The sequence below is a fragment of the Streptomyces sp. NPDC090077 genome, from assembly GCF_044747545.1.
Classification (GTDB): Bacteria; Actinomycetota; Actinomycetes; order Streptomycetales; family Streptomycetaceae; genus Streptomyces.
In genome coordinates this window covers 1-23,063 of the sequence record NZ_JBIVEG010000001.1, presented here as the reverse complement: position 1 = coordinate 23,063, position 23,063 = coordinate 1, and the positions used below count along the sequence as shown (strand labels likewise).

Here is a 23,063-nt window from a genome sequence, read left to right as displayed (position 1 = left end):
ACGGGCCCACGGACCGTGCGCGTGTCATGGTGGAGACAGCCGTGACCCACGGGGGCCGCAGGCGCGTGGCAGGTGGAACCGTGACCGGACCCGGCATCGACTACCAGGCCGTCTTCCAGGCCCTTCCCGCCGGTGTGGCGCTGCTGACGCCGGAATTGGTGTACGCGGACGTCAACGAGGCGTTCGTGGCCCTGTCCGGGCGCAGCCGTGACCAGCTCATCGGCCGTTTCCTGTTCGACGTCTTCCCCGACAACCCCGGCGATCCCGCCGCGACCGGCATGCGCAACCTGTACGCCTCGCTGCGCCGGGTGGTGGCCGACGGGGAGCCCGACACGATGGCGCTCCAGCGCTACGACGTGGAAGATCCCCAAAGGCCAGGGGTGTGGGAGGAGCGGTACTGGAGCCCGGTCAACGTCCCCGTCCTCGCCCCCGACGGCACCGTGGCCCTCCTGCTGCACCGCGTGGAAGAGGTCACCGAACTCATCCGCGCCCGCGGCGGTCGGACGGGCGGTGACCGGGCCCGGGTCCTGGAGGCCGAGCTCTACACCCGGGCCCGGGAGCTGCAGGAGCTCAACGAACGCCTGCGCAAGGCCCACGCCCGTGAGCGGGCCGTCGCCCTCCACCTCCAGGAGGCCATGCTCCCCGCCCCCCGCCCCCTCGGCCACCACCGCGCCGCCGTGCGCTACCGGCCTGCGATGGGGGCGCTGAACGTATGCGGCGACTGGTACGACCTCGTCGACCTGCCCGGCAGCGGCCGCACCGCCGTCGCGGTCGGCGACGTCGTGGGCCACGGCCTGCGCGCCGCCGGGGTCATGGGCCAGCTGCGCAGCGCCCTGTCCGCGGCCTCCCGCGTCGCCACCGGCCCCGCACAGGCCCTGGAAGTGCTCGGCCTGTACGCGCGCTTCGTGGACGGCGCCGAATCCACCACCGCGGCGTCCGTCTTCATCGACTGGGAGACCCGCGTCCTCACCTACAGCAGCGCCGGCCACCCCCCGCCGGCCCTGTGCCATCCCGACGGCACCGTCACCTTCCTCGACCAGGCCACCGACCCCCCGCTCGGCGCCCGCCCCGAACACGTTTCCCGCCCCCAGGCCCGGACCGCGTTCACCGACGGCAGCGTCCTCCTCCTCTACACGGACGGGCTCGTCGAACGCCGCCGCGAGGACATCGACACCGGCCTCGCCCGCCTCGCGGACTCCTTGGCCCGGCACCGCACCGACGACCCCGACACCCTCGGCGACGCCCTCCTGGCCGACCTGATCCCCGCGGCAGGACTCACCGACGACACCGCCCTGATCGTCATGCGGCTGTGACCGGCCCGCGGCGCGCGCCCTCACGACCGGGAACCCTCTGCCGGTCGAGGGCGGGTGCCGGGGCGCCTGCACGAACGCCTACCGTGGTGCCGTGAACGTTTGCGTCTTCCTCTCCGCCGCCGATCTCGACGTGCGCTACACCGAGCCCGCCCGCCGCTTCGCCGAACTGCTCGGCAAGGCCGGCCACACCCTCGTCTGGGGCGGCTCCGACACCGGCCTGATGAAGGTCGTCGCGGACGGGGTCAGCGGCGCGGGCGGAAGGCTCTGCGGCGTCTCCGTCGACTTCCTGGCGGCCAAGGCACGACCGGTCTCCGCGCCCGACGAGATGGTCGTCACCGGCAGTCTCGCCGAGCGGAAGGCGATGCTCATGGAGAGGGCCGACGCGTTCGTGATCATGGTGGGCGGCATGGGAACGCTCGACGAGGCCACCGAGATCCTGGAGCTGAGGAAGCACCGCAGGACCGGGAAGCCGGTCGTCCTGCTGAACACGGCCGGCTTCTACGACGGCCTCCGCGAGCAACTGCGCCGCATGGAGGACGAGGGCTTCCTCCCGATCCCACTGGCCGAGCTGGTGTCCGTCGTCGACGAACCCGCCGCCGCGCTCGCCGTCCTGGAACGCACCGTCACGAGCGCCTGATCCGGCGGACCGCCCGGCGCGGTCCGACGCCCGGCACGGGATGCCGTGCCGGGCGACCGGTCGGCAGAGTGCCGCCGTCAGCAGGGTCGTGCGACCCCGACCCCGGCCCCGACCGCACCGGGCCCCTCCCGCGCCGGGCGATGCGCGCGGCGTGCGATCAAGGCGGCGGGACGTGACCATGGAAGGGCAGTCCTAGGGGCCCCGCCACCACCCGCAGCGGCTTCAGCGGCGGGGAACGGGTACGGACAAGAGGGCCGAGCCGAGCGGCCCGGCCGTGCTCAGCCGCTCCACCGGGGGTATGACCTGATGACCGTGCCCTTGCCCGGCGATCCCTTGCTCGCTGCCAAACTCTCCGTCCCTCTCCAGGTCCCGGGCCTGGTGCGCCGCCGGCGGCTGCTGAACCGGCTCACCCGGGGCACCGAGGGACCACTGACACTGATCACCGGAGCGCCCGGTGCCGGGAAGACCGCGCTGGCCGCCTCCTGGGCCTGGTCCGCCTCGGCGCCCGGCCCGCTGGTCTGGCTGACGCTCGACGAGGACGACACCCCGGGCGCCTTCTGGGCCTACGTCGTCGAAGGGTTCCGGCGCTCCGGGGAGCTGGCCGGGGACGTCCTCGACGCGCCCGTCCGCGCGGACGGCGCCGACCGCTCGATGCTGACCCGCCTCGCCTTCGCGCTCGAAGGCGCACCCAACCCCCTCGTGCTGGTCGTGGACGGCCTCGAGAAGGCCCGGGGCGACGCCGTACACAACGGGCTGCGCTTCCTCTCGGACCACGCCGGCCCGGCCCTGCGGCTGGTCCTCATCAGCCGGGAGGAACCGTTGTTGCCGCTGCACCGCTACCGTGCGGAGGGCCGCCTCCAGGAAATCCGGGAGCACGACCTGGCGTTCACCCGGAGCGAGGCGGCGCAACTGCTGCGCGGCCGGGGGCCCGCACCCGAGGACCACCTCGTGGACCTCTTCCTGGAGCAGACCCAGGGCTGGGCCGCCGGCCTGCGCCTGTGCGCCCTGGCCATGGCACGCTCCGGGGACCCCGCCGCCTTCGCCGGCTCCCTCACCGCGTCCGAGCAGGCGGTGTCCGACTACCTCCTCACCGAGGTGCTCGCCGCCCAGCCGGGCCCGGCCCGGGAGCTGCTCCTGCGCACGGGCATCCTGAACCACGTGCACCCCGACCTCGCCGCGGCCCTGACCGGGCGGGCCGACTCGGGCCGCATCCTCCAGGACCTGGCCCGCCGCCACGCGTTCGTGGAACCGCTCCCCGGCACCCGGTGGTACCGCTACCACCCGCTGTTCGCCGAGGTCCTTCGCGCCCACCTGCGCAGCGGGCAGCCCGGGCTGGAGCCGCTGCTGCACCGCCGCGCCGCCCGCTGGTACGCGGAACGGGGCCACAGCGCCGAGGCGGTGGACGAGGCCACCGCGGGAGGAGACTGGGGCTTCGCCGCCGACCAGACCGTCCGGCACCTGCTGGTCGCCCCCATCCTCGCGGGCTCCGCCGCGTTCCCGTCGGCCGACACCTTCTCCCGCATGCCCGAGGACACCCCCGGTGCCAGAGCGCCCCTGGTGGCCGCCGCCTGCTGCTTGGCCCGCCGGGACGTCGAGGGCTGCCGTGCCCGGCTCGCCCGCGCGCAGGAGTGGACCACAGGACCGGAGGCCGAACCGGCCGACCTCCTCACGGCCGCCCTCCTGCGTCTGCTGTCCGCCCCCGGCCCGGCCGACGAGGAGGCCCACCGGGTCACCGCGCTGCTGGCGCGGCTTCCGGCCGAGGAGAGAGAGCGGCACCCCGAGATAGGACCCCTGTGCCTCTACGGCCAGGCGTGCGCCTGGCTGCGGGGCGGCCGCCTGCAGTCCGCCCGCGACGGCCTGGAACGGGCGGTCCGGGCCTGTTCCGGCGACGCCACGGTACTGCTGCGCCACCGGTGTCTCGGACGGCTGGCCCTGGCCGACGCCCTGGCAGGGGCCCTGAACCTCGCGCAGCAGCACGGCGAGGCCTCGCTGGCCTTCGCCGACCTGCACGGCATCCCCGATTCCCAGCGCTCCGGCGCCGCCGGCCTGGCGCTCGCCGCAGTCGCCGTCGAACGGGAGGAACTCGGAGAGGCGGCCGTGCAGCTGGACCGCGCCGAGCTGCTCCACGACGTACTCGGCGACTCCGACCTCCTGATCGAGCGGTCGGTGCTCCGTGCGCAGCTGGAGCTCGCCCGGGGCCGGTGGGACGCCGCCCGCAGTCACCTCGACGGCCACCTCGCGGAGGCGGCCGCGTACCCGGCCGGGCCGGCCGTGCGCCTCGTCGTCGCCTGTGCCACCGCGGCCCTGGCCAGGGGCGACGTCGGCGCGGCGGCCGCCGCCCTGGAACGGATCCCGGCGGACGAAGGCCCGCCCTCGTACACCGTGGCCCTCGCGCAGGTCCGCGCCGCCGCCGACCGTCCCGCCCAGGCGCTGGAGCTGATCGAGGCCACGGAGAGGTCCGACGCGGTGACCCTGCCCGACCGGGTCCGCCTCGTCCTGCTGCGCGCCCATCGGGCGCTCCTCGACGGCCGCGAGGACACGGCCCGCACCCTGCTCGTGGAGGCCCTCGACCTCGCCCGCCCCGAAGGGCTCAGGCGGCCGTTCAGGGAGACGGGCCCCTGGGTGCCATACCTGGCGGGCCGCCTCAACGGGCACAGCGCCTCCTACGCGTGGCTGGCCTCCCCGCACCCCCAGGCCGACCACCGGGTGGTGGAGGAGCTGAGCCGCCGTGAGCGGGAGGTCCTCCAGCAGGTGGCGCGCATGATGTCCACGGAGGAGGTCGCCGCCGAGCTGCACGTGTCCGTGAACACCGTCAAGACCCACCTGCGCGGCATCTACCGGAAGCTGTGCGTCTCCCGTCGGCGCGACGCCGTCGAGCGCGCCCACGACCTGCACATGCTCTGACCCCCCTGGCATCCGGCCGGCATGCGGGACGTTCCACCCGGAGCGGGTGATGCGGACGGCCGGTGAACGGGGGAGGCTGGACGGGCACACGCAGATGCCGCCCCGGCCTCGGGGAGGCGGCCCGACGGCCCGACGGAGGCCGACATGAACGACTATCCACTGCTCGACGCGTTCCTCACGATGCTCTACTTCTTCCTGTGGGTCATGTGGTTCTTCCTGCTCTTCAAGATCGTCTCGGACATCTTCCGGGATGACGACCTGAGCGGCTGGGGGAAGGCCGGCTGGACCGCCTTCGTCTGCCTCCTCCCCTTCCTGGGCGTCTTCGTGTACCTCCTCGCCCGCGGCCGCGGCATGGGCGAACGCGACCTGAAGCAGGTGCGTGAGCAGGAGCAGGCCTTCCAGTCCTACGTGCGGCAGGCGGCCGCGAGCGCTCCGTCCGCGCCGACGACGGGCTCGGAGCTGGCCAGCCTGGCCGCACTGCGCGACCACGGTGACATCACGCCCGCCGAGTACGAGCAGGCCAAGTCGAAGGTCCTCGCGTCCCACTGAGGGCGACGGTGCGTACCGGGCGGGAAGAACGGAGCACCGCGGTGGCCACTCCCGAGGGAGCGCCCGAAGCCCTCCTGCGCGCCGCTGTCCGCCGGCCGGAGCGGCTGCCCGAACTGCTCGCGGACTTCGCGCTGCGACACGCCGGACCGCGTGCCGCACGCAGCGTGGCCCGGCTGCGGGCCGACCGGCCCGGCGCGGACACCGCCTCGCTCGGTGCCGAAGCCGTCGAGCGCGGCATCCGCAGGACGGTCAGCGAGGGGGCCTTCGTCGGAGGCCCCTTCCTCGTCTTCATCCCGGTCGCGTTCTGCACGGCGCTCCTGAGCCAGGCCCGCACGATGCTGGAGCTGGCCGCGCTCGCCGGACACGATCCGACGGCGCCGAGGCGGGCTGCCGAACTCCTGGTGCTCCAGGGGGTCTACCCGGACGCGGACACCGCGGAGCGGGCCCTGCGGGCGGATGAGGGGGGCGACCGCCCAAGCCCCGAGCCGCGTGACGACGGCCCGCGCCGCCGCCGGTTCCCCGTACTGGCCTCGCTGGTCCTGCGCATGGCCAAACTCCTCGGGCTGATGCCGCCACGCCGTGCGGGCGACCGCCCCGGCGTGCGGGACCGCCTCGTCATGCTGGGCCGCTGGGCCCTCCTGGGCGTGACTTTCCTGGTGGGCACGGTGGCCCCCCTGGTGTGGCTGCCCTACATGGCGCTGTCGTACCGCCGGGCGACCCGCCAGGTGCTGGACCGGGCCGCGACGTACTACCTCACCGAAACCCCGCTGCCGGCGCCGTCGCGCGGCGCGGCTCCCCGACTGGACCCCGGCATGCTGGCCGCGGCCGCCCGGGCCGTGGCATTCGTGCTGCTTCCCCTCCTCCTGGTGTTCTCCGTCCATCTCTTCGACGTCCGGATGGCCGGGAGCGTGTGGCCGGTGGTGGGCATCGTCCTGATCGTCTCGTCCGTGCTGGCGGGCGCGCTGTGGCACCACCGCCGGCGCCGGCGCCGCTCGGACTGAACCGGCCGCGGCCGCCTACGGCTGCCGCGGCCGGCCCGCGGTGGACCACGTGGTCAGCTGCTGAGGATGCGCGCCTTCTGCGCGGCGAACTCCTCCTCGCTGAGGATGCCCTGATCCTTGAGCTCCGCGAGCTCCTTGAGCTGGCCGATCTTGTCGTCCATGCCGACAGCGGCGGGGGCGGGGGGCGGCGGTTGCTGCTGAGCCGGGGGAGCCTGCGCGGGGTCCTGGGCTTCGGTCTGCTGGGCCCAGCGGCCCGCCTGGCGGCGGCTGACACGGTTGGATACGGCCGTGGCCGTTCCGGCGACGACGGCGGTACGTGCGATGCCGCGAAGGAGTCCGGGCATGGTTGCCTGCCTTGGTCGGGGCGGACGGGGAAATGGGGGAAGGAAGAAGGAGAGGACATCAGCCGGCGTTCTCGAGCGCATCGAGCGCATCGAGCATGTCCTGGACCGGCACGCGCCCGCTCGCGATCATTCTGGCGTCGGCGCGGCGCAGAGCTGCGGCCAGGGGCGCGGCCCACAGGTTCTCGTAAAGGAGCACGGCGGCGGAATCCCCCGGCTTGAGCAGGGACCCGGCCTCGGTGATCTCGTCGTCGCCGAGCAGCCCCGAGGAGACCCCTTCGAAGACGGTGAGGTCGGGCTGGCCGTCGCCCGTCACATCGGCGAGTTCCAGACCGCGCACCGTGCCGGTCTCGTCCTTCGTGAAGAAGGCCAGGTCGAGAATCCGGATGATGCCGCGGTCGACGAGGTCGACCAGCAAGGGCATCCCCTCACCTGTCAGGTGGCTGCCGGGGAACTCGACGACCAGGTAGTCGATGGGACCCAGTTCGTGAGCCGGGTCGGTGGTCTCTGTGGTCACGTCGTCCACTCCTGTCTCAAGGCCGGAACGGGTCCGGGGCCCCTCACACGGCCACGAGCGTAGACACGGCGCGGGGGCGGGGGATCACCCCTGGCGGGTGAGGCGCGGGGTACGGACCCGCACCAGCGTTCAACCGGCCAGACGCCTCCGCGCGACACGGAAAAGGAGCGCCCGTATGGGCGTCGAGACGACGAGCGGCGACAGGTTCGGCATCGGCTGGTCCACGCGATGCGTGGGTTGCCCGCCCCGTGGCCGGCGTCGGCTCACGCCGGTAGGGATTCCATACTGGCTCGATCGCCCGAGCGTCTCATGGAGGTCGGATCAACCGTGTGGATCGAACTCGTCGAAGCTCTGCCGGGGCCCACGGTCTTCCGGCCCCCGGTGTCGGAGTCCGCGCTGCTCCGCTGCGCTTCGTCCCTCGGCCATCCGCTGCCGGCGGACCTGGTTTCGATGCTCCGTGAGAGCGACGGCATCGAAGGCGAGTACGGAGACGGACTCATCTGGTCTGCCGACCGGATCGCCTCCGAGAACCGGACCCTTCGCGATGACGATGAGCTCGCCACCCTCTACATGCCGTTCGATCCGCTGCTCTTCTTCGCGGACGCCGGCAACGGTGACCTGTTTGCCCTCCTACCCCGCCTGCGGCGACCCGACGTCTTCGTCTGGAACCACGAGGACGACAGCCGTACCTGGGTGGCACCGAGCCTGGCCAAGTACCTCGAGTGGTGGCTGACGGGACAGATCCAGCTCTGACCACTCGGTTCACAGAGCCACAGAGCCACAGAGCCACGATGGGACGAGGTCGTGGCCGCTGGAGGACCGGGTGCTCCTGGTGGCCACCCCCCACCCGACACTGCGGCAGCCCGCCCCCTGGTCCGGCGTCTCCAAGCCCGTACCTGTCCGCCGCGACAAACCCAGACTCACGTCCGCTGGTCCCGAGGACATGGCCGTCGCGCGTCAGGGTTGGCACGGTGGGAGGTGTCGCCCCGGGACGGTCCCGGGGCGGACGCGGAGCGGAAGGACGGCGATCAGGGTGGACACGAACTCCGAGGGCCAGTACGGGGACTTCCAGAACGAGATCTACCTCGACGGGCTCTCCGGCGTGCTCCCCACCATGCCGATGGACTTCGCCGAACTGGAGAGGAGGGCCCGGGCGACGCTGCCGCCCGCCGTGCTCTCCTACGTGGCCGGCGGGGCCGGGGACGAGTTCACCCAGCGGGCGAACGTCACCGCGTTCGAGCGGTACGGCCTGATGCCGCGGATGATGGTCGGTGCCACCAAGCGGGACACGAGCGTCGAACTCTTCGGGCTGAAGCTGCCGTCACCGCTCTTCATGGCGCCGGTCGGGGTGATAGGGCTGTGCGCGCAGGACGGGCACGGCGACCTGGCGACGGCCCGCGCGGCGGCGAGGACCGGTGTGCCGATGGTCGCCTCCACCCTGACCGTCGACCCGATGGAGCAGGTCGCCGCCGAGTTCGGCGACACCCCCGGCTTCTTCCAGCTGTACACCCCCACCGACCGGGCGCTCGCCCAGAGCCTCGTGCACCGGGCTGAGGCCGCCGGGTTCAAGGGCATCGTGGTGACCCTGGACACCTGGCTGACCGGTTGGCGTCCACGCGACCTCGCCGCGAGCAACTTCCCGCAGCTGCGCGGCCACGCACTGGCCAACTACACCTCCGACCCGGTGTTCCGGGCCCGCCTGGCCAAGGCCCCCGAGGAGGATCCGCGCGCCGTCGTGGGGGAGTGGGTCGGCATCTTCGGTAACCCGCTGACCTGGGAAGACCTGCCCTGGCTCAGGTCCCTCACCCAGCTGCCGATCATCCTCAAAGGCATCTGCTCCCCGGAGGACACCCGGCGCGCCAGGGACGGCGGCGTGGACGCCGTCTACTGCTCCAACCACGGCGGCCGCCAGGCCAACGGCGGCCTCCCCGCCCTGGAGGCCCTGCCCGGCGTCGTCGAGGCCGCCGACGGCCTGCCCGTCCTGTTCGACTCCGGCATCCGCTCCGGCGCCGACGTCGTCAAGGCCCTCGCGCTGGGCGCCACGGCGGTGGGCGTGGGCCGCCCGTACGCCTACGGCCTGGCGGTCGGCGGAGTCGACGGCATCGTGCACGTGCTGCGCTCGCTGCTCGCCGAGGCCGACCTGATCATGGCCGTCGACGGCTACCCGGCCCTCGCGGACCTGCGCACCGAAGGCGCGATCCGCAAGCTCTGACCGGCCGCGAGCCCACCGGCACCGTCGGCACCCCGACCGCGCCGCGACGGCAATCCGGGGGCCAGAATCGTCCACGTGGACAAAGAAGCCGATTCACAAGCCCGGGAACAGCGCGGACGCGTCCTCGCCGCGCTGTCACTGGTGGACATCGCCGCGGGCGCCGCAGCCACCGTCGTCCGCGAGATCCCCGCCTACCACGCCCACGACGCCGACCAGGTGCGTGCCGAACTGCTCGCCGTACTGGCGCCGGTCGTCGCCTTCCTGCGCGAGGGACGCGACGCCACCGCCGCCGAGCAGGCACAGTTCGCCGCCTTCGGCGCCCACCGTGCCGAGCAGGGCGTCGGGCTGGAGCCGCTGCTGGAGGCCTTCCGGCTGACCACCCGGTGCGCCTTCGACGCCCTCTACGAAGAGATCCGCCGGGTCGACGCCCCTCGGGCAGGACTCGAACTCGCACGGGACCTGTGGGCCTGCTGCGACCGGCTGTCGGCGGCGGTGGTCCAGGGGCACCGGGCACGGGAGCTGGAGAAGGCCCAGGCAGCCCAAGAGCACCGCACCCTGCTCCTGCGGCAGCTGCTCACCGGTGACCTGCCCACGGAGTACCTGGCGACCGCGGCCACGACGCTCGGCCTCGATCTGCGCACCGAGTACCACGTCTGCCACGCACGGCCGGGGAAGGACCGTACGATCGCCGCCGTGGAACGGGCCCTGCGCCCCCACACCGCCGTCCTGTTGGCCGAGCCGGGCACCGACCGGGTCGTCGGGCTGACCACCGGCCCGCTCCCGGCCCGGGTCACCCTCCCGGCCGGCCTGGGCCCGGCACGCCCGCTGGCCCGGCTGCGGGAGTCACTGGCCGAGGCGGAGCGCTGCGACGAGCTGGCCGTCGCCTTCGCCCTCGGACGGTGCGTGCGGACCGGCGAGCTCCCGCTCCACCTGGCCGTGCTGGCCCTTCCGGCGGTCGGTGATCAGCTCGTCGCCCGGTGTTTCGGCCACACGTCCGGTGAGCGTCGTACCACCCTGGTACGTACCGTCGACGCCTACCTCGCCGCCGACTCCAACGCCGACCAGGCCGCCGCCGCCCTCTTCGTCCACGCCAACACCCTGCGGTACCGGATCCGCGCCCTCACGGCCTCCACCGGCCTCGACCCGGCCCGCACCGAGGACGCCCTCACCCTCTGGTGGGCGGTCCGCCGCCTCCAGGTGAGGGAGAACTCCGGCTGATCCCCGGAGGCAGCCCGGGGCGGCACGCGCGGCCGACGGGTTCAGCGGGCGTTCTGCCCGTGGACGCTCAGCGTGGCCGGCAGCCCCGGCCGAACCCGGCCCCGGCGCCTGTACTGTCCGCCGGTTCCTGTCGCGGTGCAGCCGCGGCCTGTCCGCCCCGTGGATGCTGCGTCCGATGAGCACATGCCTGGCCCGGGTGCGGGAATCGTGGCTCTCGTGGTACCGGCGAGCCGGTACCACGAGAGCCACGTCGCTCCTGTGCCGGTGCGGGCGGGGTCAGGCCAGGAGCCGGGCCACCTGCCAGGCGAGGACGAGGTGGACCGCAGCGCAGGTGGCCCAGCCCGTCGCCCGGCGGATGCCGTTGCGGACGGCCTGGATCCATCCGGTGGCGATCAGGAGTCCTGCCAGGCCGATGCAGATCCAGGCTCCGACGAGCCACGGGACGCCCAGGTCGGTGATGATCACGATGAGTCCGGAGGGGAACAGCACCAGCATGGGAATGGCCCATGTGCCCTCCGTCGCCACGTTGTCGACGGCCTCTTCGCTCATGTACTTCCGATCCCTGTTTCATGGTGTTCGGTCATCGTCCGCCGGGACGGCCGGATGGGCCGGAGACGGGTCAGTGGTTGAAGTGCCACCAGATGTCGTACAAGGACAGGCCGGGCATGACGGCCTTGATCGGGTAGCGGACCCACGCAGGCTTGCTGTTGAACCACTGCTGGAAGTCGGCGTACTTGCCGCCGACGGCCTTGGCGAACCCGCCGATCTTCTGGAAGGCGGATGCGATCGCCTTCCAGTTGGGATCGGCGACCACGGGGAAGGCGGTGCTGTCGTCGAAGGCGACCGTCTGGACGATGCGGTTGCCCTCCACCCGGTAGGAGGTGGCGACCGGGTTGCCGTTGGCGTCCTTGGCCCACGGGGCGTCCAGGAGGCCCAGCGGCATGCGGTCCTTGACCACGAGGAGGGAGCCGTCGGCCAGCTGCTTCACCTCGGCACCGGAAGGCAGCCCGAGGTCGAAGCCGTACTCCTTGGGCGCGCTCTTGTCCTTGATGACGACCAGGGCCCGTGCCCCGTCGGCGGTGGCCTGCACGGCGAGGTCGGCGCCGGGAGCGGCGTCGGGGTAGACGGTGGTGCCCCGGCCGGTGCTGACACCGGCGCTGTCCTTCGTCTCGGGCAGACCGATCGAGACGCGTTCCCCGGTTCCCGTCGCCACGAAGACCTCGCCCGCCGAGCTGGCCGGAAGGCTGTTCCCCGGGGTGGCGGAGGCCAGCAGCCCGGCTGTGCCGGTGGCCTTCTCGACCGCCTGCCCGGTGCGCTCCGCTCCTGTCGGGCTCGAGTCGGCCAGGGCGGCGGAGGACATGCCGCCGACCAGGGAAACGGATATGAGGCCGGCCACGGCCGCGCTGCGAAGTGATGCTCTGTACACGGATTTCCTCAACACGAGTTCGTCAGGGCGCCGGCTCGGGAGTCGCTCCCGACCGCGGCGCCGTCGGTCCGCACCAGCATCGAACCGGCCGGGCCCGCGCTGTACCCCCCGCGGGACGGTGCCCACCCCGCCGACCGGCGGGGTGCCGGGTCACGTCCCTGGCCGTGCCGCCAGGGACGCCGTCCCCTGCGCGACCGGCCTCCGCTGCTCCCCTCCGGCTACCGCGCGGGTGCCTTGTGTGCGTGGGGGAAGACCGCGGTGACGGTGTAGCTGCCGTCGGGCGCGGGGCCGGCGGTGAGCGTGCCGCCGAGGAGGCGGGCGCGTTCCGCCAGCCCGGTGAGCCCCCGGCAGCTTCCAGGGATGCGAAGCGGGGTTGCGTCCTCAGCAGGAGGTCCGTTGCGGACCCTGACGCGCAGGCTGTGGTCGTCGGCCGTGACGGCCACCTCCACGGGGGATCCGGGGGCGTGTTTGCGGATGTTGGTCAGGGCTTCCTGGACCGTGCGGTAGACGGCGCCTTCGACCTCGCGCGTCGTGTGCGGCTAGGCGCCGGGGAGGTCGAGGCGGACGGACAGCCCGCTGTCCTGCACCAGCTCGCCGAGGCCCCCGAAACCGGGCACTGACGGTGACTCGGCCCCTGGGTCCTCGCCGGTCCGCAGGACGTGGAGCAGGTCGTGGAGTTCGGTGACGGTCCGTGCGGCCAGCCGCTGGATCTGCTGGGCACTTTCGTGGACGTTCACGGATTCCGGCGGGGCGACCTGGAGCGCGCCGGCCTGCAGGCTGATCAGGCTGATCTTGTGGGAGACGGTGTCGTGCATCTCCCGCGCCAGCCGGCTGCGTTCGGCGTTCAGCGCCTGCTGGGTGTGCAGCCGTTCCTCCAGCACCCGGCGGGCCCGGGCTTCCTCCAGCTGCTCCTGCCGGGCCCGTGTCGAGCGGCCGATGACGATGGCCAGGACCGGAACGGCGCAGCATTCCAGCGGAGAGCTCGCGTCCAGGTTGTCCAGGCCGACCGTGAGGGGGAGGTCCCCGGAGGCGGGGGAGACGAGGCCGTAGAGGACGGCGGTCACCGCTGCCGCGGCCCATCCCACAAGGGCCGGGCCGCGCCGGGCGGCTATGTAGTACAGCGCGATCAGCGGTGCGAGGTTGAGGTAGCCGAGACAGTACGCGGGCAGCGTGACGAGCAGAGCCACCTCAGGCGCCCTGTGGCGCAGCAGCAGCGTCGCGGCGGCCGCCAGCGAGAGGGACAGACTGGTGACCGTGTGGGAGGGGATGTTGATGACGAGGACATCGCCCATCGCGCCGAGGACAGGCACCAGGCTCCAGGCAGGACGCCTGCCGGCCGGAACGCGCCGGAGCTCGACCGGCGCGCTGGCGACGGTCGCGCCAGGCGTGGTGCCCGGCCTGCCGCGCACGGTCTGGAGGCCCACGCGCAGCCCCTGCAGCATCCGCACGATCACGTTCGGGCCCGCCCGGGCCCGAGCAGCCCCGCGCGCTCGGCGATGACGGCGGCCTGGACCCGGTTGAGGCCGCCCAGCTTCGCCAGGACCGAACTCACGTGGTCCTTGACGGTGCCGTGGGCCAGGTGCATCCGCTGCGCGATGGCGAGGTTGTTGTGGCCGGCGGCCACCTGGGCCAGCACCTGGAGCTCGCGCCCGCTCAGCCGGCCCACGAGCCGGACCGCCCCGGCGTCGTGGCCCGAGGCGAGGTACCCCTCGATCACCGGTCCCGTCGCCTCGGGCGCCAGGACCCGGCCGCCGGCCGCGAGGGTCCGCACCGCGTGGATCAGCTGTTCCGGAGAGGAGTTCTTCATCAGGAACCCGGCCGCCCCGGCCCGCAGCGCCTCTTCGACGTACTCTTCCAGACCGAAACTGGTGAGCATGGCCACGGCGGGAGCCCCTGGCGCGCCGACGATCCGGTGGAGCACGGACATCCCGTCCACGCCCGGCATCCGGATGTCCAGCAGCAGCACGTCCACGCGATGGGCCCGCAGGCTCTCCACCGCGCCGGCGCCCCCGGCCTCGACCACCACGCTGATGTCGCCGGCGGAGTCCAGGATCAGCCGCAGCCCCGCCCGGACCACCGGCTCGTCGTCCACGACCGCGACTCGAATCACAGCTTGTTCCCCGCCCCATGTACGCCTGCTACCGCCTACGACGGCATTCCGCGGCAGCGCGTTGCCCCGCCGGAGTGTGCCGCACGACACACCATGCGCCATGCCCTGGGCTCGACCGCCCCGTCGCGGCGGCTGAAGACCCGTGCGGGGCGAGCCCGGGGCTACGCCTCACGGGGAGTACGGCTGACATTGGAGCCGCCTGCTGGACGGGCACCGGGCGCTGCTGTTCACTCCGGCCGGCCCGGGCGGCGCGGTGGTGGTGCAGACCCGCGGCGGGGTGCTGCTTCAGGACCGGTGGCCGGACTGGTGGCGGCAGCCGCCGAGCAGCTGCCGCCCGGCCTGGTCCTCGACGGCGAACTGGTCGTCCGGGACCCCGAGGAGGGCCGCCTGTCGTTCCAGGCGTTGCAGCGCCGGGCCGCCGCCCGTGCCCGCGGCGGCGCCGCCCCGGCGGCCAGAACGCTCCCAGCCGGAGTGGTGCAGGACTTAGCCGACGCCTGGGTCCTCCTTCCACGGCCGGCGGACTACGTGAAGGTGGTGCCCGTCGGCCAGCGGGATCGTGAAGACGGGTTGGGCGGGCGGGCTGCTCACAGCTGGGCGTGGAGGAACGTCCTCAGGTGGGGGTCGACCGCCTCGGCGTTGGTGAAGCTGAGGAAGTGCTTGCCGCTCTCGACGGTGACGAGGGGCTCCGACTTCGGGATGCCCGCCACGATCTGCTCTGCCGCCGCCACCGCGTACGCGGCGTCGTCCGTGCCGTGCAGGACCAGTGCCGGGCAGGTGATCTCGGGCAGGCGGGCCACGATGTCGTCCCGGCCCGCCAGCGCCTCGATGGCCAGGAGGACCTGCTCGGTGGGGTAGGCGCGCCACTTCCGCTCCCACTCCGGGTGGCGGGCGCCGCCCAGGCAGATGGCGGCGGTCTGCTCGATGAGCGCGTCGACGGGGCCCTGCTCGGCCCAGACGGCGGCGGACTGCCGGTAGGCGGCGGCTACCTCGGGGGCCTCCGCCGCGGCCGAGGTGCCGAGCAGCGCGAGCGCGGCGACGCGCTCCGGGGCGAGCAGCGCCATCCGCATGCCGATGAATCCGCCCTGGCTGGTGCCGATGACTGCCGCGCGGGCGATACCGAGGTGGTCGAGGAGGGCGAGTGCGTCGTGGGCAACGTCCCAGTAGTCGAAGGGCGCGTCGGCCGGGGTGCCGCCGTGGGCGCGCTCGTCCATCGTTATCAGCCTGAACTCGCTGCCGAAGTCGGCGACCTGGGCGGCGAACATCTCGCCGTCCATGAAGAAGCTGTGCAGGAGGAGGACGGCCGGCTGCCCGTCGCTCCCGTGGTCTCTGTAGTGCACCTGCTGGCCGCGGTCAGTCGTGATCGTGGGCATGGGGACCTCTCTGTCGCGGACAAGCACATGCGTAAACCGGGAACGGGTCAGTCTTACACATGAGGATTGATGGTCCGTTAGAAGGTGTGAGGCTGTGTGTGAATGGGTGCGGCGGTGGCACTGGACGGGCGTCAGCCAGTGCGGGACGACTGCCTTTTGCTCAGGGGCGGTTGCAGCGATCATGACAGTCACACGGTGACGAAGTTGCCGCCTCCCGATGCCGATCAGGAGGACGGTCGGCTGCCATGGGCGTGCCAGTTCACAGCTGCCATGGAAGTCAGATCTCAGCTCCCGCGCCTTCCCGCTCCATCCACTGCGCGAGGGCCCGCCAGGCCCAGCATCTGTGCCTGCTGGGGGCAGCCCGTTGCCCCGGGCAGAGCTGTGAAGGTCGCGCTGGCTGAGCGCGAGGACACCGCCCCCTCCACCGCGAGTTCTCCGTCGATGGAGATCGTGCACTGGAGCCAGCCGTCGGGATGTTCGGGGTTGGACGTGATGATCGTGAGCATGGGCATCGCGTCGATGCTCGACATCACGACGTCCTGCTTCCACGGCGCGACGCCGGCCTTGACCTGCTTCTCCTCTCCTTTGAGAGGGTCGCCGACGGCATAGGCCACCTCGAAGGAGCCGGTGCCGGTCACCTCGTAGGTGACCTTGGTCCCGCGTTTGCGTCGGAAGGGGAGGAACTTGCTGCTCATGTGCGGCCTCTGCAAAAGTGGACAAGGCTCTACTCTCGTTCATCCTCGCATGTGCTGCCGGGGCGCCCGCGGAGGTACTGGGCACCGAACCACGTGAAGAGGCGGTCCCCGGCACTCAAGAAGATCCACCGGGGCTCCCGCTGATTGCGCCTGCCGCGTCGTCGGGTAAGCCGTCACGGTCCCCGGGACTACGGAGCTTCGGCTGGAGAACCAGGCCGCGCGGGGTCAGGCCCAGTCGCTGCCGAGCTTCGCGAGGGCGTCGCGTTGGTAGGCGGTGAGTATGTCGCGCCGGGTCTTGGTGTGTTGGACCCCCATACGCTTACCTTCACGATCACGGGCTCCACCTCGCTCTCGACTGCGATTCCCTCGGCGTGGACACGGGGTACCGGCCGGCGGATAGGGGCGCCTCCCCGTTCCACCCACTGGGTGAGGGCTGCCAGGCCCCGCTGGAATGCCTGCTGAGCTTGCTCGGACCCTGCGCCATACGGCCGGCTGCCCGGGCCGGAGGCGCTGCCTTGGACGGTTCCAGGCCCAAGGCGGCAGGCCGCTTTTGCTGTGCAGGCAGCAGCCGCGCCCAGGCGGCCGGCTGCCTACTACCTGCTGCTGGAGCCACCTGCGGATTCGCCGTCCGTGAGCACGCCGGGGCGATGTCGGGCAGTTGTCCGTCGGCGTCGACGGATCGGCCAGGACGGGCCGTGCCGTCGCCAGTCGATTGGCCAGGGGCAGTTCGAGTCCTTGTCGATGGCGGCGAGCCGGCGGGCTCGGGTCGTTGCGGCCCGAGCCCACCGTACGCTGCCAGGGGGCCTTCGCGGGCCGCCGCAGATCAGGACAGGGACAGGAACTGGGGGATCACGTGGAGCTGCGCCAGCTGCGGTGCTTCGTCGCCGTTGCGGAGGAGTTGCACTTCGGACGGGCCGCCGACCGGTTGATGCTCGGCCAGCCGGCGGTGAGCCAGCAGGTGCGCCGACTGGAGCGGGAGTTGAAGGTGGAGCTGTTCGACCGTTCGCCGCGGTACGTCCGGCTCACCGCAGCCGGCGAACGGTTCCTGCCGGCTGCCCGGGAGGTGCTGGCTGCTGAGCGAGCCGCCGCGGTGCTGGCCGCCGAGCTGACCGCTCCCGGCGCCCGGGCGTTCGGGCTCGGTACCATCACCGGGCTCGGTGAGCGGCTCGACCGGATCCTCGACGCCTACCAACGGCACGCGCCCGAGGTCCGCGTGGAACTGCACTCGGCCCCGGTGCGGGAGCGGCTCGCCAGGCTCGCGGACGGCCGCCTTGACGCGGCCTTCGTCCGCGGAGAGATTCCTGCGGACACCGACGACGTGCGCTTCCTGCCGCTGACGGCCGACGAGTTGATGGTCGCGCTGCCCGCCCGCCACCCGCTCGCGGAGCGTTCCGAGATCGATCTGGCGGACCTTGCCGAACTGCCGCTACGGCTCACCGAGCGCCGCAACCATCCGGCGCTGGTCGACCTGGTGCTCACCGCCTGCCACCGGGCCGGCTTCCAGCCCGTCCCCGGCCCGGTGTCCAGCACCCTGCAGGACACGCTCGCCGCGATCGGCACCGGTACCTCGATGTGGACGGTGGTCTACGCGGCCAACGCCCGCCTGACGAGCCATCCTCGGATCGCCTTCCGGCCGCTGCGGGACCAGGTACTGGCCCTGCCGCTGGCGCTCGGGGTGCGCCGCACCGTGCCGCACCCGGAGCTGCTGGTCGCGGCCTGCCGGGGGCGGGCCGCGCACGATCACGAATCGTGATCGCTGCCAGAGCGAAACTCGTCTGGTTCGCCGCCAGGCTTTGCAGTGGACTGTTCTCAGAGCGCAGACCGGACATCAGGAGCCGGAAAGCGTAACCACTTTGAGGAGCAGACCATGCCGATCGTCACCGTTCAGCAGGGCCCCCGCAGCATCGAGCTCAAGCGCGAGCTGGTCGCGCGGATCACCGACGCCTTCGTGGACACCTTGCAACTGCCTGCCGAGACCGTCCAGGTCTGGATCCACGAGGTCCCCCCCGACAGCTGGGCCGCCGCAGGCAAGCTCACCGCCGACCGGTAGCGGCCGAGCGGACACCCCACAACGCAACCAACCGCACCAGATCCGCCTGGTGCGGCCTCCCACCCCCTCGCAGTCATCACCCCCGCAACCGCAGATCGTGTCGCTGGTCAGTGAATCTGTGCTGATGCATCTGATGCATGACGTGTGAGTTGCAGTGGTTGGCGACAGGGCTTTCAGTAGGGGTTCTGGCTGGTGGTCGGGTTGTGGGGCTGCGTAGGTGAGACCGGAGAGCGTTTGTTGGTGGCTTCCAAGAGCGGTTGATGGCTGAGCACTCTGACAATGTCGCTGAGAAGTGAGAGCACAGGAGTCGGCCCGGTGGTGTGCGGCCCGGCCGGAGGGCGTGTGGAAGTCGGTGGAGTGGTCCGTCGGAGTGGGGCATGATCCGCTCATGGAGCACGTCATCGATCTTGATCAGGCAGCCGCAGTGGTCTCTGAGCGGGCTGCGGGGTGGCTGGCGGCCGGTCTCACTGTTGGGCAGGTGACGTGGCTGGACGCAACTTCGCCGTGGCCGAGGCAGTTTGAGACTGACAGGGCGCTCGTGCGTGATCCCGTGTCCATCGGCGTGCTCATCGACGGCCCGGGGGACGCCGGGCTGTCCGTGGTCCTGTTCCGGGGCGGCTGGGCTGACGTGGACTACTTCGACGGTATCGACGACGGCGGACCGATACCGGCGTTCGACATCACATCGACGGCGGCCTTCGGCACCCAGCTCGATCAGTGGGTGCCGCGTGCCTTCGGAAACCTTGGCACGCGCCAGGGCTGAGGGCTGGCAGCAGCGGGCGGCCCCACCTCGGTGATCAGCCAGCAGCGGCCTGCTGTTCGGCGCCGGCGCGGGTGGTGGCGAGGCGGTAGGAGTCGGTGCCGGTCTCGATGATGTTGCCGCCGAAGGTGAGGCGGTCGACGATGGCAGCGCAGAGACGCGGGTCGGTGAAGGTCTTGGTCCAGACGGAGAACGACTCGTTCGAGGCGATGGCCACGCTGTTCTTTTCCTCCCGTTCGGTCAGAACCTGCAAGAGGAGTTCGGCGCCGCGGAGGTCGAGTTCCATGTAGCCGAGCTCATCAATGCAGAGCAGGTCAACGCGGCCGTAGCGGGCGATGGTCTTGGTCAGCTGCTTCTCGTCGGCGGCCTCGACGAGCTCGTTGACCAGCTTCGTCGCAAGCACGTATTTGACCCGGTACCCGGCCATCGCTGCTTCGGTGCCGAGGGCGATGAGAAGGTGGGACTTGCCGGTGCCGGAGTCGCCGATGAGGCAGAGCGGCTGGCTCTTCTTGATCTATTCGCACTTGGCAAGGGCGTGGATCATAGCCGCGTCGATGTTCGGGTTGGCGTCGAAGTCGAACTTGCGGGGGGACTTGTCGCGGGGGAAGCCGGCGGCCTTGATGCGGTGCTCTGAGCGGAGTCGGCCCCGGTCGTCACACTCGGCGAGGAGGAGTTCGGAGGACTCGACGACATCACTCTTACGTGGAAGTGAGTGCTCTCGCCCCCGACCAACATGCGCTCTCGCTAATGACGTACAAAGCCAGGAGGCCTGCTCTCCGCGCCCGCGGGGGATGAACTCGGCGGCACCGCGTGCCCTGGTGCGGAGCGAATCTGCCCCCCCCGCGCCCGTGGGGATGACCCTGTCCGGGAGTCGAGGAGGGCGTCGGCGTCGGCCTCTGCTTCCCGCGCTCGCGGGGATGAACCGTGCGACAGGGTGATGCCTGCGCCGCCCTGCTCCTGCTCTCCGTGCCTACACGGATGAACCCGGTAGGCTGCGGGGCTGGCTGTACCGGTGTCACTGCTCCCTGCGCTGGCGGGGATGAACCCACCAAGCGGCGCGTGAACACAGCGTCGTAGCGCTGCTTCCCGTGCTCGTGGGGATGAACCCGCGGTTCAGTATCGGCCGGGGGCGAGGGTGATCTGTTCCCCGTGCTTGCGGGGGTGATCTCGTGCTCTGCAACTGCCCGTTGTGCGAGCTTTTCTGCTTCCCGTGATTGCGGGGCTGCGTTCTCTAGTTGGCGGGCTGTCAGGGTGCGGCTGGTGTGTTTCGTGTGTCTGCAGGGTTTGGGTTTGTGTGCCTGGTTTGCTGTGGGGGGTCTTTGAATCTGCGCGGTGTCCATGCTCTTGAGCTGGTGTTATGCGGTTTCGGTGAGCGATTTTTTGGCTGGGTGGCTCATTGAATCTGTGCAGGGTTGGGATGGTCTAGTCGTTTGATGTGTGGTGCATTTTGGCTCTGAGGGTGCGGGTGCAGGTTGGTTGAGTGCTGCGCAGTTTCATTGATCCTTGGTATGTGGCGGTAGCTACGGGTGTTTGGGGCAGCGATCAGTGGGTTGGCCAGGTTGAAGTAGGCCTGGCGGTGGGTGGGGCTGGGATGTACGGGAGGATCGCTTCGTGATCGCTCTTATCCCGCCTCCCGGGCCAGACCGGCATCGGGCGATTGTCAGGGAGGTGGCCCTCTTGTGGGCCGCGCACCGCCCTGGGCCGTTCCCTGACGTGCCGTTCGACGACAGGCACGATCTGGCGTACCTGGATTTCACCATGGCCGGCTGCGTCATGACCTACCTCAAGAACAGTGGCGTTGCCAGCCCAGGCCACACCGACGTGCTCCGGGACTGCCGTTCGAAGCTCCGTGCTGCCGTCGCGCTGCTGGCGCGCTCGGCGGAGTATCGGGAGGGACTCAGGGTCTTCCATGGCTTGCTTGCGATGGCCGAACTGATCCTCGCCGACGAGGCCTGAGCCGGTCGTCGCCGGTCAGGGAACCTGAGCAGTCGTGGTGTTCCTGGCCTGAGGTTGAGCAGGTTGGTTGAGTGTTGCGCAGGTTGCTGATCCGTGGCAGCGACAACAAGGGGCACTCACTCGCCGCAGCCGTCTGAGCCCAAAGTCTATCCGAATAGCAAAATGAAGCATGTGGAGAAGCCCGGCTCAGCTTTGCTGAGCCGGGCCGGCCTGGCCGGGCGTAGCGAGGCGGCTCGCTACGCCGCGCGGACGGAACACGCTCCGGTCGTCTGTAGCCGGCTCTTCATGACCCGTGCCGTGGCCGGCTCCCGTGGGGTCGACTGTTGGTGTTTCAGGCTTGGATTCGCGTCCAGGTGTCGCCGCCGCGGAGCCATAGGGTGCCGTCGCGGCCTTGTGCGCAGCGCATGACTACTGGCCCCGGCATGCGCAGCCTCTCCTGGGTGGTGATCAGCCAGGTGTCGTCGACGAGCTCCGCGCGGCTCAGTTCGACGTCGGGGCGGTTGTGGAATCGGTGGGTGAGGATCATCCGGGTGCCGCGGACCGCGATGCCATCGGTGTCCTTGAGGGGATTTCTGCAGCTGGTGATGGAGCCGGTACTGGGATCGACCCGGGACAGGAAGGCGCCTTCGTGGCTGTACCAGGCGAGCCAGACAACGTCTTCCTCGGTGGCGGCTGCGCTTCCGCCGAGGGGCCATGAGGGAAGGCGGCCTTGGGGGCTCCAGGTGTGGGCGCCGTCGGTGTTCCAAGATGCCAGGCCGGCGCTGCTCTCGGGATGGTCGCCGTAGATGCCCTCGTCGCCGTACGAGGTCCAGATGCCGCCGTTGCGGTCGGTGATGATGTAGTCGATGTCGTCGCCGATACAGAAGTGACTTATCGGGTATCCCCCGGGGGAGTACACAACCGCGTTCCTCTCCCAGATCCCGTCCTGGTTTGGGTGTGTGCGGCCTGACGCCAGCAGAAACCGTGACCATGAGAGCAGAGCCAGGTGGCTGGTCCACGGAGTTATGCCGGTTACGGGTGTTCGGTGTTCCACCCCGTCCGCGACCACGACCAGTATGCCGTCACACGGAGCCGTCACGCTCCATCCGACCCATCCCTTGATGTACGGGGAACGGTGCAGGTTCCGTTCATGGACCAGCATCACCGCGAGTTCACTGCGCGGCCCGACGCTCCACCACAGGGCCCGCCATCCAGCTTGGGCATCTTCGTGAGGCAAGCTCCATACGACGGGCAGTTCGCCAGCAGTCATCGGCATTCACCTTTTGGACTCCAGGCCCCGACAGGGCCCGAAGAGATCTACGTTACCGGGGATGCCGGGCGGCGGTCCACAGCGTTTCGATTGGGGTCTGCCTGGTGTACTCAACAGGCCAGCACAGGGATGGATGCACTCAGGGGGCCGCCCGCGGAGCGGGCTAAGTCCTGGAGGCGAAGCCGAAAGGATGCGGGTGGGGGAGCGAAGCGGACCCACCCAACGAGCCATAGGCCTGGACCCCGTGAAACGGGGTCGCCTCCCGCGCTGCGAAGGACCCTGGCCCGAAGGGCCAGCCACAGCTCGAAGCGAAGCGGAAAGCCAGGGGCTGAGGCACCTGCCAGGAACGTATGGTGGTGGGCACGACGCCTTCATATGGCCAGCTGGGCCAAGAAGTGCTGTGGGTGCCAGCCGCACGCGCGGCATGCGAGAGATGCCTTCGCGAACCCGCTGGAACCCTTGCTGTTGCTGCGCCCGCGGAGCGGGCTGGTCCTGGAGGCGAAGCCGGAAGGACCTCGGGGTGGAAGCGGAGCGGACACCCCATCAGGCCGTAGGCCTGGACCCCGTGAAACGGGGTCAGCTCCTGGGGGAGCGCAGCGGACCCAGGAGCGGTCCGCAGCGAAGCGTAGGACCCTGGCCCGAAGGGCCGGCTATAGCTCGGAGCGAAGCGGAGAGCTGGGCCCGAAGGGCCCCGGCTGAGCGCAGCGAGGCCGTTCAGGCCTGAGCGCGCAGCGCTCAGGCACCCGCTCCGCGGG

At 71.2% G+C, this 23,063-nt stretch carries 22 protein-coding genes and 2 pseudogenes; 12 read left to right on the top strand and 12 right to left on the bottom strand.

Annotated elements, in window-relative coordinates; genetic code table 11:
* Positions 1-80 precede the first annotated feature (80 nt).
* From ACIPW5_RS00120 to ACIPW5_RS00100, 5 genes are all read left to right on the top strand, one after another.
* Positions 81-1,313, top strand: coding sequence for a PP2C family protein-serine/threonine phosphatase (locus tag ACIPW5_RS00120; RefSeq protein ID WP_401238078.1), 1,233 nt, complete (start codon positions 81-83; stop codon positions 1,311-1,313).
* 91 nt (positions 1,314-1,404) lie between these two features.
* On the top strand, positions 1,405-1,950 hold the full coding sequence (locus ACIPW5_RS00115; RefSeq protein WP_401238076.1) for a TIGR00730 family Rossman fold protein: 546 nt from the start codon (positions 1,405-1,407) through the stop codon (positions 1,948-1,950).
* A gap of 306 nt (positions 1,951-2,256) precedes the next feature.
* Positions 2,257-4,854 carry a LuxR C-terminal-related transcriptional regulator gene (locus ACIPW5_RS00110; protein ID WP_401238073.1) on the top strand — a complete coding sequence of 866 codons (2,598 nt, stop codon included), beginning with the start codon at positions 2,257-2,259 and terminating at the stop codon, positions 4,852-4,854.
* A gap of 144 nt (positions 4,855-4,998) precedes the next feature.
* The gene (locus ACIPW5_RS00105; RefSeq protein WP_401238070.1) at positions 4,999-5,403 is read left to right on the top strand and encodes an SHOCT domain-containing protein; all 405 of its coding nucleotides are present in this window, start codon (positions 4,999-5,001) and stop codon (positions 5,401-5,403) included.
* Between the two features lie 41 nt (positions 5,404-5,444).
* Positions 5,445-6,404, top strand: coding sequence for a hypothetical protein (locus tag ACIPW5_RS00100; RefSeq protein ID WP_401238069.1), 960 nt, complete (start codon positions 5,445-5,447; stop codon positions 6,402-6,404).
* Between the two features lie 53 nt (positions 6,405-6,457).
* Here the strand turns inward: ACIPW5_RS00100 and ACIPW5_RS00095 are convergent, their stop codons facing one another.
* Together ACIPW5_RS00095 and ACIPW5_RS00090 are read right to left on the bottom strand one after the other, a co-directional pair.
* Positions 6,458-6,748 (bottom strand): SHOCT domain-containing protein, encoded by a 291-nt coding sequence (locus ACIPW5_RS00095; protein ID WP_401238066.1) that lies wholly within the window; start codon positions 6,746-6,748, stop codon positions 6,458-6,460.
* 58 nt (positions 6,749-6,806) lie between these two features.
* Positions 6,807-7,262: a DUF6325 family protein gene (locus tag ACIPW5_RS00090; protein WP_401238064.1), complete on the bottom strand. Its 456-nt coding sequence runs from the start codon at positions 7,260-7,262 to the stop codon at positions 6,807-6,809.
* A 327-nt stretch (positions 7,263-7,589) separates the two neighbouring features.
* On the opposite strand from ACIPW5_RS00090, the gene ACIPW5_RS00085 reads away from it, so the two are divergent.
* The 3 genes from ACIPW5_RS00085 to ACIPW5_RS00075 all read left to right on the top strand — a co-directional run bounded on the left by ACIPW5_RS00085 (position 7,590) and on the right by ACIPW5_RS00075 (position 10,692).
* Complete coding sequence (locus ACIPW5_RS00085) at positions 7,590-8,015, top strand: SMI1/KNR4 family protein (RefSeq protein WP_401238062.1); 426 nt, start codon at positions 7,590-7,592, stop codon at positions 8,013-8,015.
* A 280-nt stretch (positions 8,016-8,295) separates the two neighbouring features.
* Positions 8,296-9,474 carry an alpha-hydroxy-acid oxidizing protein gene (locus ACIPW5_RS00080; protein WP_401238059.1) on the top strand — a complete coding sequence of 393 codons (1,179 nt, stop codon included), beginning with the start codon at positions 8,296-8,298 and terminating at the stop codon, positions 9,472-9,474.
* 75 nt (positions 9,475-9,549) lie between these two features.
* A complete protein-coding gene (locus ACIPW5_RS00075) occupies positions 9,550-10,692 on the top strand; it encodes a PucR family transcriptional regulator (protein WP_401238056.1) in 1,143 nt (380 codons plus the stop codon).
* Positions 10,693-10,968: 276 nt separating this feature from the next.
* Here ACIPW5_RS00075 and ACIPW5_RS00070 read toward each other — a convergent pair whose 3' ends face one another.
* The 8 genes and pseudogenes from ACIPW5_RS00070 to ACIPW5_RS00035 all read right to left on the bottom strand — a co-directional run bounded on the left by ACIPW5_RS00070 (position 10,969) and on the right by ACIPW5_RS00035 (position 16,608).
* Positions 10,969-11,241, bottom strand: a complete 273-nt coding sequence (locus ACIPW5_RS00070) for a hypothetical protein (RefSeq protein WP_401238054.1) — start codon at positions 11,239-11,241, stop codon at positions 10,969-10,971.
* Positions 11,242-11,311: 70 nt separating this feature from the next.
* Complete coding sequence (locus ACIPW5_RS00065) at positions 11,312-12,118, bottom strand: hypothetical protein (RefSeq protein WP_401238051.1); 807 nt, start codon at positions 12,116-12,118, stop codon at positions 11,312-11,314.
* Between the two features lie 218 nt (positions 12,119-12,336).
* Positions 12,337-12,624, bottom strand: a pseudogene (locus tag ACIPW5_RS00060) (ATP-binding protein); the annotation flags it as partial.
* A gap of 33 nt (positions 12,625-12,657) precedes the next feature.
* Positions 12,658-13,560, bottom strand: coding sequence for a sensor histidine kinase (locus tag ACIPW5_RS00055; protein ID WP_401240029.1), 903 nt, complete (start codon positions 13,558-13,560; stop codon positions 12,658-12,660).
* Between the two features lie 8 nt (positions 13,561-13,568).
* Complete coding sequence (locus tag ACIPW5_RS00050) at positions 13,569-14,228, bottom strand: response regulator (protein WP_401238048.1); 660 nt, start codon at positions 14,226-14,228, stop codon at positions 13,569-13,571.
* A gap of 584 nt (positions 14,229-14,812) precedes the next feature.
* A complete protein-coding gene (locus ACIPW5_RS00045) occupies positions 14,813-15,598 on the bottom strand; it encodes an alpha/beta fold hydrolase (protein WP_401238046.1) in 786 nt (261 codons plus the stop codon).
* 284 nt (positions 15,599-15,882) lie between these two features.
* The gene (locus ACIPW5_RS00040) at positions 15,883-16,293 is read right to left on the bottom strand and encodes a hypothetical protein (RefSeq protein WP_401238043.1); all 411 of its coding nucleotides are present in this window, start codon (positions 16,291-16,293) and stop codon (positions 15,883-15,885) included.
* A gap of 225 nt (positions 16,294-16,518) precedes the next feature.
* Entirely contained in the window at positions 16,519-16,608 is a 90-nt protein-coding gene (locus ACIPW5_RS00035) for a helicase (RefSeq protein ID WP_401238041.1), read from the bottom strand.
* 538 nt (positions 16,609-17,146) lie between these two features.
* Here ACIPW5_RS00035 and ACIPW5_RS00030 point away from each other — a divergent pair.
* The 3 genes from ACIPW5_RS00030 (at position 17,147) to ACIPW5_RS00020 (ending at position 19,106) form a co-directional block, all read left to right on the top strand.
* Positions 17,147-18,046, top strand: coding sequence for a LysR substrate-binding domain-containing protein (locus tag ACIPW5_RS00030; protein ID WP_401238039.1), 900 nt, complete (start codon positions 17,147-17,149; stop codon positions 18,044-18,046).
* A 114-nt stretch (positions 18,047-18,160) separates the two neighbouring features.
* Positions 18,161-18,343 (top strand): 4-oxalocrotonate tautomerase DmpI, encoded by a 183-nt coding sequence (gene dmpI / locus ACIPW5_RS00025; RefSeq protein ID WP_401238036.1) that lies wholly within the window; start codon positions 18,161-18,163, stop codon positions 18,341-18,343.
* Positions 18,344-18,731: 388 nt separating this feature from the next.
* Positions 18,732-19,106 (top strand): hypothetical protein, encoded by a 375-nt coding sequence (locus tag ACIPW5_RS00020; protein WP_401238034.1) that lies wholly within the window; start codon positions 18,732-18,734, stop codon positions 19,104-19,106.
* Between the two features lie 34 nt (positions 19,107-19,140).
* Here ACIPW5_RS00020 and istB read toward each other — a convergent pair.
* Positions 19,141-19,782: pseudogene (gene istB, locus ACIPW5_RS00015) on the bottom strand (IS21-like element helper ATPase IstB); the annotation flags it as partial.
* Between the two features lie 1,034 nt (positions 19,783-20,816).
* Between istB and ACIPW5_RS00010 the strand changes: the two are divergent.
* Positions 20,817-21,059 carry a hypothetical protein gene (locus ACIPW5_RS00010; protein WP_401238032.1) on the top strand — a complete coding sequence of 81 codons (243 nt, stop codon included), beginning with the start codon at positions 20,817-20,819 and terminating at the stop codon, positions 21,057-21,059.
* Positions 21,060-21,390: 331 nt separating this feature from the next.
* Here the strand turns inward: ACIPW5_RS00010 and ACIPW5_RS00005 are convergent, their stop codons facing one another.
* Positions 21,391-22,308, bottom strand: coding sequence for a hypothetical protein (locus ACIPW5_RS00005; protein WP_401238029.1), 918 nt, complete (start codon positions 22,306-22,308; stop codon positions 21,391-21,393).
* Positions 22,309-23,063: the final 755 nt, after the last annotated feature.